The sequence below is a fragment of the Thioclava sp. 'Guangxiensis' genome (genome assembly GCF_045348365.1).
Classification (GTDB): Bacteria; Pseudomonadota; Alphaproteobacteria; order Rhodobacterales; family Rhodobacteraceae; genus Thioclava; species Thioclava kandeliae.
Genome location: NZ_CP155822.1, coordinates 706,541 through 719,630 on the forward strand (window position 1 = coordinate 706,541; position 13,090 = coordinate 719,630).

At 61.7% G+C, this 13,090-nt stretch carries 15 protein-coding genes; 1 reads left to right on the forward strand and 14 read right to left on the reverse strand.

Translation table 11 applies throughout. The features are described from left to right. The 13 genes from pal to ABEB22_RS03515 all read right to left on the reverse strand — a co-directional run bounded on the left by pal (window position 1) and on the right by ABEB22_RS03515 (window position 11,666). Window positions 1-534 carry a peptidoglycan-associated lipoprotein Pal gene (pal, locus tag ABEB22_RS03455; RefSeq protein ID WP_339114247.1) on the reverse strand — a complete coding sequence of 178 codons (534 nt, stop codon included), beginning with the start codon at window positions 532-534 and terminating at the stop codon, window positions 1-3. A gap of 66 nt (window positions 535-600) precedes the next feature. After that, entirely contained in the window at window positions 601-1,929 is a 1,329-nt protein-coding gene (gene tolB, locus ABEB22_RS03460; protein ID WP_339114463.1) for a Tol-Pal system beta propeller repeat protein TolB, read from the reverse strand. Window positions 1,930-2,075: 146 nt separating this feature from the next. Further along, entirely contained in the window at window positions 2,076-3,374 is a 1,299-nt protein-coding gene (locus ABEB22_RS03465) for a cell envelope biogenesis protein TolA (RefSeq protein WP_339114246.1), read from the reverse strand. Window positions 3,375-3,393: 19 nt separating this feature from the next. Continuing rightward, complete coding sequence (locus tag ABEB22_RS03470) at window positions 3,394-3,864, reverse strand: ExbD/TolR family protein (protein WP_339114245.1); 471 nt, start codon at window positions 3,862-3,864, stop codon at window positions 3,394-3,396. 3 nt (window positions 3,865-3,867) lie between these two features. After that, a complete protein-coding gene (gene tolQ, locus ABEB22_RS03475) occupies window positions 3,868-4,563 on the reverse strand; it encodes a protein TolQ (protein WP_339114244.1) in 696 nt (231 codons plus the stop codon). A gap of 117 nt (window positions 4,564-4,680) precedes the next feature. After that, complete coding sequence (gene ybgC, locus ABEB22_RS03480; protein ID WP_339114243.1) at window positions 4,681-5,082, reverse strand: tol-pal system-associated acyl-CoA thioesterase; 402 nt, start codon at window positions 5,080-5,082, stop codon at window positions 4,681-4,683. A gap of 4 nt (window positions 5,083-5,086) precedes the next feature. Next, a complete protein-coding gene (locus tag ABEB22_RS03485; RefSeq protein ID WP_406870829.1) occupies window positions 5,087-5,800 on the reverse strand; it encodes a hypothetical protein in 714 nt (237 codons plus the stop codon). 54 nt (window positions 5,801-5,854) lie between these two features. Further along, window positions 5,855-6,409, reverse strand: a complete 555-nt coding sequence (locus ABEB22_RS03490; protein ID WP_350936308.1) for a DUF924 family protein — start codon at window positions 6,407-6,409, stop codon at window positions 5,855-5,857. Between the two features lie 98 nt (window positions 6,410-6,507). Beyond that, entirely contained in the window at window positions 6,508-8,130 is a 1,623-nt protein-coding gene (locus ABEB22_RS03495; RefSeq protein ID WP_339114241.1) for a BCCT family transporter, read from the reverse strand. 252 nt (window positions 8,131-8,382) lie between these two features. Beyond that, window positions 8,383-9,087: a CDP-alcohol phosphatidyltransferase family protein gene (locus ABEB22_RS03500; protein ID WP_339114240.1), complete on the reverse strand. Its 705-nt coding sequence runs from the start codon at window positions 9,085-9,087 to the stop codon at window positions 8,383-8,385. A gap of 177 nt (window positions 9,088-9,264) precedes the next feature. Continuing rightward, window positions 9,265-9,858 carry a hypothetical protein gene (locus ABEB22_RS03505; RefSeq protein WP_350936312.1) on the reverse strand — a complete coding sequence of 198 codons (594 nt, stop codon included), beginning with the start codon at window positions 9,856-9,858 and terminating at the stop codon, window positions 9,265-9,267. Window positions 9,859-10,025: 167 nt separating this feature from the next. Beyond that, window positions 10,026-10,946, reverse strand: a complete 921-nt coding sequence (locus ABEB22_RS03510) for a tyrosine recombinase XerC (RefSeq protein ID WP_350936314.1) — start codon at window positions 10,944-10,946, stop codon at window positions 10,026-10,028. A 3-nt stretch (window positions 10,947-10,949) separates the two neighbouring features. Continuing rightward, entirely contained in the window at window positions 10,950-11,666 is a 717-nt protein-coding gene (locus tag ABEB22_RS03515; protein WP_339114237.1) for a DUF484 family protein, read from the reverse strand. Between the two features lie 242 nt (window positions 11,667-11,908). Between ABEB22_RS03515 and ABEB22_RS03520 the strand changes: the two genes are divergently transcribed. Next, window positions 11,909-12,223, forward strand: a complete 315-nt coding sequence (locus tag ABEB22_RS03520; RefSeq protein WP_339114236.1) for a hypothetical protein — start codon at window positions 11,909-11,911, stop codon at window positions 12,221-12,223. Window positions 12,224-12,290: 67 nt separating this feature from the next. Here ABEB22_RS03520 and fsa read toward each other — a convergent pair whose 3' ends face one another. Continuing rightward, window positions 12,291-12,944 (reverse strand): fructose-6-phosphate aldolase, encoded by a 654-nt coding sequence (gene fsa / locus ABEB22_RS03525; protein WP_339114235.1) that lies wholly within the window; start codon window positions 12,942-12,944, stop codon window positions 12,291-12,293. Window positions 12,945-13,090 lie beyond the last annotated feature (146 nt).

Below are 13,090 nucleotides of genomic sequence, written 5' to 3' on the forward strand. Positions count from 1 at the left end.
TCAGGAACCTGCGCCTTGCGCGATCACCGTCACGGCGCGACGGTTCTGGGCGTAGCATTCGGGAGCCGAGCAGACCGCGATCGGGCGCTCTTTACCATAGGAGACGGTGCGCAGACGGTTGCCGCTCACGCCTTGGCTGATCAGGAAGGATTGCACCGAGCTTGCACGACGGGCACCGAGGGCGAGGTTGTATTCGCGCGTGCCCTGCTCGTCGGCATGGCCTTCGATCACGGCGGTATAGTTCGGATGCGAGGTCAGCCATTGTGCCTGCTGCGTCAGGATCTGGGTCGCTTCGGGCGTCAGGGTGGATTGGTCAACCACGAAATGGACCATATCGCCGATGGTCTTCTGGAAATAGGCAGGCGAGTTCGGGTCCGAGATATTGCCCTGGCTTACCGAGCCGTCGCCATAGCCGCTGCCGTAAGCGCCGCCCGGATCGGTGACGCCCGACCCGTCGCCGAAGCGGTCGGGATTGTTACACGCGGCAAGGCCCAATGCGCTCAGCAGCAGGGCGGCTTTGATTGCGGTTTTCATAGGTTTTTCCATTATGTCAGAAGCTCGTCATGAGCACGGTAACAGTATTTGGCTCGCTTGGGAATGTCACTGCAGGAGCGGTGACCACGTCACGTCGGAGGCAGCACTCGGGGTCGGCACTTTCTTGAGGTTACGGCCCGAGATATCCACCGACCACAGGCTCGCGCTGCCGCTCGCACCGGGGCTCTCGCGGGTGAACATGATCACGCGGCCATTGGGCGACCAGGTCGGACCCTCGTCGAGGAACGAGGCCGTCAGCAGGCGCTCCTCGGAACCGTCGGTGCGCATCACGCCGATGTGGAAACGGCCCGCATGCTGTTTGGTGAAGGCGATCATATCACCGCGCGGCGACCAGACCGGCGTCGAATAGCGTCCCTCGCCGAAGGAGATCCGCGTGGGCTCGCCGCCATTCGCGCTCATCACATAGAGCTGCTGGGTGCCCGAACGGTCGGATTCGAACACGATCTGCGAGCCGTCAGGGCTGTAGGAGGGGGCCGTCTCGATCGCAGGGCTATTGGTCAGGCGCTGGGGCGCGCCGCCACCGGTGCTCATGCGGAAGAGGTCGGTATTGCCGTTCTGTTCCATCGAATAGAGGATCGAGCTGCCATCGGGCGAGAAGCGCGGCGAGAAGGTCATCGTGCCGGGGGTCTCGGGCAGGAGCTGCGAGCTGACATTGCCCACATTCATCATCTTGATGCGCGGGAAGCCGGTCTCGAAGGTGGTGTAGATCAGCTTGGACCCGTCCGAAGAGAAGCGCGGCGCCAGCACGATGGTGCTGGAATCGGTGAGATAATTCACGTTCGCGCCATCATAATCCATGATCGCGAGACGTTTCTGACGGGCATTTTTGGGGCCGGTTTCGGAGACGAAGGCCACGCGGCTGTCGAAATAGCCGCCCTCGCCCGTGATGCGCGAATAGATCGTATCGGCAACCTTATGCGCCAGACGGCGCCAGCTTTGCGGCGTGGCGGCCAGTTGCTGGCCCTCGCCCATCTCGGCGCCGGAATAGGTATCGAACAGACGGAATTTCACCACGGCCTTGCCGCCCTGCATGGAGACCGCGCCCACCACCAGCGCCTGCGCCTTGATTCCCGTCCAGTCGGGATAGCTGACCGGCGTGCCGAAGCTCGAGAAACGCTGGATATAGGCATCCTGCGGGATCTGGCGGAAGAGGCCGGTGCCCGAGAGATCGGAATTGATCACGCTGGAAATATCCTGCGCCACTTTCGCGGCATCCGGCGTCTCGGCGATAAAGGTGGGCATCGCATAGGGCAGCGGCTCGATCACGCCATCGGTGATCTCGACATGTAGCGGGCCGCCATCCTGCGCCATGGCCGGAGTGGCAACCAGCCCCGCCGACATCACACCTGCGGCAGCCAGTCCGGCCATCATCATACGCAGCATCGAAACACTCCTTGTCTGGTCCGCGCCCGTCCCATGCGGACGGGCAGGTTTTGTCGGTTGTAGCGCGGAATGCGCGACAGGCGCATCACATCCGCACGCGGTCTCGCGATTATTTGCCGAAAACGGGATTTCCGGCATCAGCGCATCCTCATCTTGGAGGGGTTGAAGTCCATCTCGATGGTCTTCCACTGGCCATATTTCTCCGCAGGCAGCGGGAAGCCGTCCGAACCACAGCGGATGATGGCGCGGCGCGCGGCCTCATAGGCCTGTTTTGCCGCAGCATCGCTTCCCCCCTGCGAGCCCACCAGCTTGATCGAGCTGGCGATCGGCATGCCGTCGGGCTGCATCTGCACCGAGACGGTCACCGTGGTGCGCAGCGCCTCGGACGACAGCGCGCCCACGTTCCAGCATTGCTTCACATCCACGATCAGCGCGTCTTTCTCGCCGCTGGTCATCGGCGGCCCCATCGGCGCATTGCCGGTGCCCCCGGTGCCCTCGCCCCCCAGAGCCTGTGCCAGCGCATCCTGCACGGCCTTCTCGGTATTGGGCGCAGGTGCCGCGGGTTTGGCCGCTGCCGGTTTCTTCTCGGCGGGCTTCTTGGCAGGCGTATCCGCTTTCTTCTCGGGCGTTTTCTCTGCCGGCTTATCAGCAGGTTTATCCGATGCCTTTTCCGATGCTGCGGTCTTCACCGGCTCGGGTTTGGGCTCTTCCTTCTTGGGCGGGGTAGGCTTGGTGCGCGGCTTGGGGCTCGAGGGCGGAGCCGAGGTCTTGGCCTCTTCCACCGGCTTCGACGCTTCGGTCTCGATCTCGGTGCCCGATTCCTCGGGCGCCTGCGCCTGCTGTGCCTCTTCCTTGGGTGTCTCGGGCTCGGGGGCCTCGGCCTCTTGAGTGGCCTCTTTCGGCACCTCGGCCACCTGTGCCTCCGGCTCGGGCGTGGGCATCGGATCGGGCGCGACGCGGCGCGCGGGCTTGGCAATGGGGCGCGGGCTGAACTCGGGCGTCGCGGTATCCTGCGGCTCCTCGACCTCGGGCATCATCGAGGGCGGAACTTCCGTGACCTCGGTAGGCTCGGCGGGCTCCTGCACATCCGATAGATCGGGCTTCGCCTCGGGCGTGGGCTCGGGCTCGGCCAAGGCCTCCTGCGGTGCCGGATCGGGCGCCTCCTCGGGCGCGGGCGTGTCTTCGGCCGGAGAGACATCCTCCTCGGGGGCCGCGATCGCCTCCGGCGCGGTTTCCTGCACCTCGCCCGCCTTGGGGGCGGCGGCCTGCATGGCCTGGAAATCGGCATCCGAGATCACCGATACAGAGGTCATCTGGATCGGATCGACCGGATCGCGTGTAAACAGCAGATCGCCCAGCACAGCCCAGAGGATGATCCCTACATGGATAATCCCCGACACCCAGATGCCGATCTTATATGCCCGTTCCGTCCGCATGTAGTTGCGTGCCTTGCGCTTACTGTTTCGCCGGTCCCGTCAGCGACGGACCACCGGATTCGGTCACCAGAGTGATGTTGTTGAAGCCCGCGCCATTGAGCGCGCCCATCACTTCGACCACACGGGAATAATTGATACCACCATCGGCGCGCAGATAGATCTTGTTGCTCTCGCGCTCCTTGGCGATCGCTTCCAGACGGCCCACCAGCTCGTCCTCTGGCACGCTCGAATTCATCAGCGACACCGTGCCATCCAGCTGCAGCGACACCGTGAGCGGCTCTTCCTGCTCGGTCGGCACCGCCTTGGCAGAGGTCTTGGGCAGCTCCAGCGGCACACCGACGGTCATCATCGGCGCAGCCACCATGAAGATGACCAGAAGCACCATCATCACATCGACCATCGGCGTGATGTTGATCTCGGCCATGGCCTGATGCTTCCCGCGTCCGCGACGCCCTCTCCGGTTGGAGTTCTTTGCTACGCCACCGCCCATGGATCAGGCGTCCAGCTGGCGCGAGAGGATGGTGGAGAACTCGTCCGAGAAGGCCTCGTAGCCGCCAACGATACGGTCGGCATCGCCCGAGAGCTTGTTGTAGAAGATCACGGCGGGGATTGCGGCCAGCAGACCGATGGCGGTGGCCACAAGTGCTTCTGAAATCCCCGGTGCCACGACGGCCAGCGAGGTGTTCTGCGAGATCGCGATCTCCTCGAACGCCACCTTGATCCCCCAGACGGTCCCGAAGAGACCAACGAAGGGCGCGGTCGACCCGACAGTCGCGAGGAATTGCAGCCCGTGATTGAGCCTCTCGCTTTCCTTGGTGATCGCGACATCCATCGAGCGCTCGATACGCGATTGCGCACCCGCGATCAGGTTACCATCCTGCCGGTGGCTGCGGCGCCATTCCAGCATACCTGCGGCAAAGATTTTCTCGCTCGCGCCATCGGGACGGGTGCCGATCTGCTCGAACAGCTCATCGAGCGGCTCGCCCGACCAGAAGGCCTGATCGAAAGTCTCGGCCTCGCGGCGTGCCGCGCGGAACGAAATGAACTTGCGGATGATGATCGCCCAGGACCAGAAGCTGGACAGCATCAGCACGATTACCACGAGTTTTACGGTTAGGGAGGCATGGGCAAAAAGGGCAAGCAGCGAGAAATCCATCTGCTGCGCCGTGCCAAGCACGTCTGTTTCCATCGGTCTACTGCTCGTCAAATAGGGGCCGCGTTTGTCGCGGGTTGATTGGCAGCGATTTTAGCGCACATAAAGGGGGCGCGCCATAACATCTACGTCACCTAGGGGCGAATTGCGCACTCAATGCAGGCTTGGAGCCAGCTTCCGGCGTATTTCGGCAGATATCCGCTGTGCCGCCCCCGTTTCGTTAAGGCAGACAAGCGTGACCTGCGCCGAAAACAGCACCTCCCCCGCCCGTGTCACCTCCTGTGCAAGCACGATCCGCGCACCGGTCTCGGCGACCAACCGCGTCATCACAACAAGCTCGTCATCGAATCTGGCGGGCTTGAGATAATCCGCCTCAACCCGTCGCACGGCAAAGACAGTGCCCGTCTCGGCTTTCATGCGCGCCTGATCGACACCCAGCGAGCGGATCCACTCACTGCGGCCGCGCTCGATGAATTTCAGGTAATTGGCATAGTAGACGATGCCGGCCAGATCGGTATCTTCGTAATAGACGCGGACGGGAAACGCGAAGGCCATCACTTTACCCTTTTGGCGCCAGCTTGGCCTCGGCCATATCCTGCGCCATGCGGGCGCTTGCGGCCTCGGCCTTCTCGCGCATCATGTTGGCGCGGGCGAAGAGGCGCAGCGCATGGGAGGCGTCCCCGGACACGGCAGGCATCACCGGATCATAGGCCGCGGCAATCACCGCTGCCACCTCGGGGCGCAGCACCGCCGCCCCGCGCGCCAATCCCAGAGGCGAGCGCCCGGTCCAGGCCTCGTTGCCCCATGCAAGGATCATCTGCACCGCCTGCCCCAGCGCGATGGTCTCGGCGGGCACCTCGGCCATGGCCTCGTCCATCCGCACGAAGCTGAAACAGGCGCGGATCGCCCCCTGATCATCGAAGCGGAAGGTGCGGTAATGGGTGGCCCCCGCATCATCAAGCCGGACGACCAGATCCTGCAATCCGGGGAGCATATGGTCGAGATTGGGCACCTCCAGCAGCTCCTGCCAGTCGCGGAAGAAGAAGATCATCAGATTGGCGCCAATCTCGGGATCGGTCTCGGCCAGCTTATGACCCGAGAGGGCGGCAATCGCCTCCAGCGCGCCCTTCATGATCTGCAGCGTCTCTTCCTGCACCCCGAACACGATCGGCACGATCGGACGGCCCCAGCGCGCGAAATGGTATTGCCCATCCGCGCGGGTGAACAATGCGGTGATCTCTTCGGGCGTCAGGCTATCGGTGTCGGTCATCATGATCCTCTTGTCTTGGGCCCGATCATAGGGCCTCTGCCCACGGAGAAAAAGGCGTCAAAAGCCTTTATGTGTTTCCAGAAAGGCCAGTTCTTCCTTGGTGCTCTCGCGTTTGAGCGCCGCGTTGCGATGCGGGAAACGCCCGAACCGCGCGATGATGTCGCGATGTGCATGGGCAAAGCGCAACCCGTTCTCATCCTCCGCCGCCTCGTAAAGCGCTACGGCGCGGTCCTGATCGGCCAGATCCTCGGAATGCATGAAGGGCAGATAGAAAAAGGCCGGTGCCTGTGGGTCGAGCGCCTTTATCTGCGCATCAAATCCCTGCGTCAGAGCGTGCCCGGCCACCTCGCGCGCCCGGGCATCGCTGGCAAAAGCATGGCCCGTTCCACGGAACATATTGCGGGGAAACTGGTCGAGCAGGATCACCAGCGCCAGAGCGCTTTCGGCCTTCTCGCGCCATGCCGCCAGGGCGCCCTCTGTGGCCTGCGCCTGTAGCGGCCCGAACCGGTCGCGGATAAGGCCGTCGAACAGCTCGTTCTTCTCGAACCAGCTCTCGCGGTGCTCGGGCGCGAACCAGAACTCCAGAACATCTGCGGGGTGGTCATAGGTCATGCGGGCCTCCTCGGGCATGGGCTCCACAGATAGGACGCATGGATCAAATGGAAACGGGCGCCCCGAAAGGCGCCCGTTTCACAGTCCGGAGATCTCGCTCAGGCCTTCTTTTCCGCCTGCAGCCCCTTCACGATGGAATAGCACATCACCAGAAGCACGATGGTGAAGGGCAACCCCGTCGAGATGACCATCGATTGCAGGGCCGACAGGCCACCGCCCAGAAGCAGCACAATCGCCACGACGCCCTCGAAGGTCGCCCAGAACACACGTTGCGGGACCGGCGCATCGACCTTACCGCCTGCGGTGATCGTGTCGATCACCAGCGAGCCCGAATCCGAGGAGGTCACGAAGAACACGATCACGAGGATCACACCCACCACCGAGGTGATCTGCGACAGCGGCAGCTGATCGAGCACACGGAACAACTTCACCGAGATATCGGCATCCACCGCGCCCTGATAGCCATCCATGATCACCTGTTGCAGCGCGACACCGCCAAAGATCGACATCCAGACCACACAGGCCAGCGACGGGATCAGCAGTACGCAGACGATGAACTCGCGCACGGTGCGCCCGCGCGAGACACGCGCAATGAACATGCCCACGAACGGCGACCAGCTGATCCACCATGCCCAGTAATAGGAGGTCCAGCCCTGAACAAAGCCGGTATCCTCACGCCCGAACGGGTTCGACAGCGCCGGAAGCTCGGTCAGATAGGCGCCAAGCCCCGTGCCGATATCGCCCAGAAGCGTCAGCGTCGGACCGGTGAACAGCACGAAAAGCAGAAGCACCAGCGCGAGAATCATATTGATCTCGGAGAGTTTCTGCACGCCGCCCTCGAGCCCGCGCAGCACCGAGATCAACGCGACACCGGTGATGGCCGCAATCAGGATCACCTGGATGGTGGTCGAGATCGGGATACCGAAGACCGCATGCAGACCGGCATTGGCCTGCGTGGCGCCAAGGCCCAGCGAGGTCGCCAGACCGAAGAGCGTCGCGAATACCGCCAGAATATCGATGACATGGCCCGGCCAGCCCCAGATGCGCTCGCCCAGAATCGGGTAGAAGGCCGAGCGGATCGTCAGCGGCAGGCCCTTGTTATAGGAGAACAGCGCCAGCGCGAGGGCCAGAACCGCATAGATCGCCCAAGGATGCAGCGCCCAGTGATAGATGGTCGCGGCCATACCCAGCTTGAAGGCGGCCTCGTTGTCGCCCTCGGCCCCGCCAAGCGGCGCACCGGCGGCACCGGCAAAGGAGGTCGAGAAATGGGTCAGCGGCTCGCCCACGCCATAGAACATCAGCCCGATGCCCATGCCTGCGGCAAAGAGCATGGCAAACCATGCCGGATAACCGAAATCAGGCGTGGCCTCGGACCCGCCCAAGCGGATCTTGCCCCAAGGCGAGACGATCAGGAACAGGCTGAACAACACGAAGATGTCGCCCGCCGTCAGGAAGAACCAGTCGAACCCGCCGGTCACCGACGAGAAGAGCCAGCTGAAGAGGCCCTGCGCGGTGTCGGGGAAGACCAACGTGAACAGCACGAAAAGAACGACAGCCGCGCCGGAGATGGCGAAAACCGGGTTATGGATGTCGAACGCGATCCGCCCGACACTGCCTTCGATATTATCCTGACCGACGCTGTAATCGGTATCGATCGGGGCAGCCGTGCCCTCGGGCGCGGGTACACCCAGATCTTCATCCTGATCCCTTGACTCTGCCATGCAGTCTCTCCTGTCCCGTTTCACTTTTATCGTTCTGGTGAGCTCCGCGGCCAGAACGCCGCACGGCCCGTGCTGCGCGATTTTCCGCACAGCCCCGACCCATCACAGCGTCGCGTCCGCAAAGGGATATTCCAAAAACGACATTTCGTGGCGCTTATGGACTATCTCACAAAAACTTTCCACCATAGGAACAAGCAAAAATCCGCCGGGTTCCCCGACGGATCGCAAAAAGATGACTATGTCCGGATGGCCTCAGCGAGAAGCGGCGGTCTTTATCGGCACCAGCTGTTGAACGATCCCGACAAAAAGCAGGTAGAGCGAGGTCACCACCAGACCGCTATGCACCAGCGGCCCCGACTGGAAATCGGTCCAGGCGGCAATGGCGGCAAACACCACCCATGCCAGCGCTACCGGCAGCGACAGCTTGCGCCAGCGCTGTGTGCGCACGGGGTGGATGAACTTCAGCGGCAGGAACATCGCGATCGTGCAGATCAGCACCAGCACCAGAATGACTGGCGGCGAAGGCGTCGTCGCAAAAACCACAATCGCCACCATATTCCAGCATCCCGGGAAACCTGAGAAGGAGTTATCCTTTGTTTTCATTCGTGTATCCGAGAAATACACGACGCTGAAATAGGTAATCGCCACCACCACGAGCCAGCCCGGCCAGCCCGGCAACAGGTCGGATTTGAACAGCGCATAGGCGGGGATAAAGACATAGGTGAGATAGTCGATAATCAGATCCATCAGCACGCCATCGAAAACCGGTGCGTTATGTTTCACGTCATAGCGTCGTGCCAAGGGGCCATCGATCCCGTCGACGACCAGCGCCACGACGAGCCACAGGAACATGACGCTCCAGTTACGTTCGACCGCGGCATCAAGCGCCAGCAGGGAAAACACCGCGCCGGTTGCGGTAAGGAAATGGACCGATAGGGCTTTGGTTCTTATCATCATGTCTTTGGTCATGCCGCAAAGACTGCGGTGGTTCAAGCGCTGACATGGCACGGGGCGGACCGGTAGGACGGATATGATACATATCGCACAGGGCTGCGGAAACATCCGGCCTCAGGTATAAAGAAGGGCAGCGCAGAGCCGCCCTTCCCGTTCAAGCCATGTCTCTCGGGCCGCGGTTCAGCCCTGCAACACGCCTCCAAGCGTTTCTGCCAGAAGTTGCTCAAACTGCTGAACACGGCGCATGTCATCCTGCGCATCCGCCGTCTCGGCATCCTCGGTGGCTGTAGCAGCCAGTGATTCAATAACAGACTGGGCTGTCGGGACGCCTTCATCCTCATCGGACGGTGGCGGACCCGGCGGCGGCCCCGGAGGCGGCGGGGGCATCATCATCGCAGCCTCCGTCCCGTCGGTCTCCGAGACCGCTTCTTCGCCGAGCGACGCGTCATAGGCCGCCTGCTCCATCGAGGAGAGGGCACCATCGCCATCGAGATCGAAGACCTCTTCATCATCGCTCAGTGTAACCGTTGAACTGGTCGTCGAGGACGATGACGAGGCCTCGCTCGTATCGCCAAACAAAGAAACAAACATGGATTCGGAATCGGCGCCGCTGCCGGAAGGGGGGGGAGGGGGCGGCGGAGGGGGAGCTGCAGCCTGCGTCTCCCCGACGTCAGTCGTGCTTTCGTCATCGTCCGTCGTCGTGCTGCTTGTGGCCATGAGAGCCTGCAGCGCGGACGCGACACTTGCACTACTGGCAAGGGTGGATACGTTCATATCGCGTTCCTTTCTGAACTTGAAACGTCTCCAGAAACTGCGCCCGCAAAATGAACGAAACCTTGCCAGAATATGGTTAACCCATTGACATTTCTGATAGGTAGCCGGTTTACATTTAAAAATTGACCTAACGATAACCGGAAAATTCCGGTTACCGGCTCTTTCCATTAGCGGCGCGGATGGGCCGCGCGATACACCTCCATAAGCCGCGCCTGATCGACCGCCGTGTAGACCTGCGTCGTGGCCAGACTGGCATGGCCCAGAAGCTCCTGAATCGCCCGCAAATCGCCGCCATGGCTCAGGAGATGGGTCGCGAAACTATGGCGCATGGCATGCGGCGTGGCCGTCGCCGGAAGCCCCAGCGCCATGCGAGCCCGCTCCATCGCCTTCGCAATCAGCCGCCCGTTCAGCGCCCCGCCCCGCTTGCCACGGAAGATCGGCATGTCCTGAGCCATCGGGAAGGGGCAGAGCCCGAGATAGGTTTCGACCGATTGGCGCGCCACCGGCAGAAGCGGCACCATCCGCTCCTTGCGCCCCTTGCCCATGATCGTCAGGCTATCGCCCAGAGGAAGATCGGCGCCAGTCAGCGACAGCGCCTCCGAAATCCGCAGCCCGCAACCATAGAGAAGCGTCAGCACGGCGGTGTCTCGCGCCGCCACCCAGGGGTCCTGCGCCTGCAGATCGACCTGCTCGATCATCGCGACCGCCGCATCCTCGGCCAGCGGACGGGGCAATTTGCGCTGGAACCGCGGCGGACGGGCCGAGAGGGGTGCGGTCGCGTCGAACCCCTCGCGATCCGACAGCCAGCGGATGAAGCTTTTCACCGAAGACAACGCGCGCGCCAGAGAGCGCGCCGAAAGCCCCCGCCCCCGCTCATGTGCCATCCATGCCCGCATATCGCCGGTGCTCAGCCGTGCGATCCGCGCAACGCCCAGCGATTCGCCGTGATGCTGGTGCATAAAGGCCAGAAACCCCCGAAGATCCGCGCCATAGGCGATGATCGTCTGCTCGGACGCTCCTTCGAGCCCGCGCAGATGCAAAAGCCAACGCTGCATCGCATCGCGCAGCCCGTCCGACATACCAATCATGACCTACCCCAGAAACCTCTGCATCATACGCTCGAAGACCGCGCCGAAAAAGCCAAGAAGATCGGTGCCTTGCGAAACCTTGAACCGGTTGGGGTCGTTCGACCCCAACACCAGCATCGCCGGCAGCCGCCCCGCCCCCAGATCCAGCGCCAGAACGGCCTCCGACCGGATCGCTTCGGACTGGCTGTCAGGACGTGTATCATGGACGGGCGTGCCGGCCTCGGGGGTCTTGCGCAGCAGGATCGGATCCTGAGAGGCATGACGTCCGTCACGCATATATTCGGCGGAAAATCCCGGCTCGGCCAGACAGAGCACCTTGCCCATATGCCGCAGTGCCGGATCGGCCTCGGATTGATGGGTCTCGAGCACCAGCCGGATCGACTGGACCTCGAGGATTTCGGCTACTTCCTCATGCAGAACCGCCAGAAAACCTCGGAATTCCAGCGGCGCAAGCAGCGACAGGACCGCACGGTGGATCTGATAGGTACCCGCGAGATTTTCGTAAGCCGCGGCAATCACGGAGCGATGGGTATCCTCGAGCCGGTCCAGACGGCTCTCGAGCCGTCTCATTGCAACCGAGCGCAGATCGACAACCTTCCCCGCCCCGATCACATCATCGGCACCGATCAGCACCTGCATCAGGGCCGGATCATCCAGAATGAGATCGGGATCGGACAGAATCTTTTCACGCAAGGGCTGCGTCAAACCGGCTTGTGTCATGGAAAAATGCCTTTAAAAACGGCTCTGTCAGCTAATCTACCAAATTTCCGCATTTTTCCCAAGAGGTTCACGCAAAGACAGCCAACGAATTCCGGTCATGAGCTATTAGATTGGATTCATTGAGTATGTCAGTGAACATAAAAGAAAATTAGACTTACTCTTCGTGAATTTAAGAGCTAAATAAAATAACCATGCTTAGTTACTCGACGAGTGAAATTCGCTCCCGCCTTCAGAAAGAGCTTATGCGTATCGGGATTTCGATGCGCCAAGCCTCGTTGAAAGCAGGCAAATCGCCGGGCTATCTGCATTCTGTCCTGAAGGATGGCAATGACCCGACGGTCAGCAGCCTGACAGAGATCTGTCAGACCAACGGGCTGAACTTTCCCTATATCGTTTTCGGCGTGCATATCGATGATGATGTCGAGGAGCTCCTGCGCCTTTCCCATCGCCATCCTGCCCTGCGCAATGCGCTTCTGACGCTTTTGCGGAGCGGCCAGCCGGACGCAGCATCCGGCGGCACGGAGACGCCGCGCACCGCCCGACAGGTCAAGGCCTAGGACCTGACACCGCCAGATATGAAAAAGGGGCCCCGAGGCCCCTTCCTGGATCATGCCGATCCGGTGATCAGACGATTTTCTGGCCGGTCTTGGCCCAGTCCGCCATGAACTGCTCGAGGCCCTTGTCGGTCAGCACATGCTTGACCATACCCTTGATGACAGCCGGCGGGGCGGTGATGACATCGGCACCGATCTTGGCGCAATCGGTGATGTGGTTGACCGAACGGATCGAAGCCGCGAGAATCTCGGTCTTGAACTCGTAATTGTCATAGATGGTGCGGATGTCCTCGATCAGCTCCAGCCCGTCGAGATTGATATCGTCCAGACGACCGATGAAGGGGGAGATGAAGGTCGCACCGGCTTTGGCCGCAAGGATCGCTTGCGCCGCGGTAAAGCACAGGGTGACATTGACCATATGGCCTTCGGATGCGAAAGCCTTACACGCGGTCAGACCGTCCCAGGTCAGCGGAACCTTGATCGCGATATTGGGGGAAATCTTGGCAAGCTTCAGACCTTCTTCGATCATGTCCTTGGCTTCGGTGGCGACCACCTCGGCCGAGACCGGGCCGGTGACGATGTCGCAGATCTCTTTGGTCACCTCGAGGATATCGCGCCCCGATTTCATGATCAGCGAAGGGTTGGTGGTTACGCCATCGACCATACCGAGATCGTTGAGTTCCTTGATGGCGGCCACATCGGCCGTGTCGACGAAGAATTTCATTGGTGTCCTCCAGATGGGCAGTCGCGGCACTGATAGCGCAAAACGTGGTGTCGCGAAAGGGTGGTTATGGCGGGCAGCGGGGGCTCTGCCCCCCTTGGCCTGCGGCCAATTCCCCCCGGGATATTTATCGACGCTGGAAGGAGGCG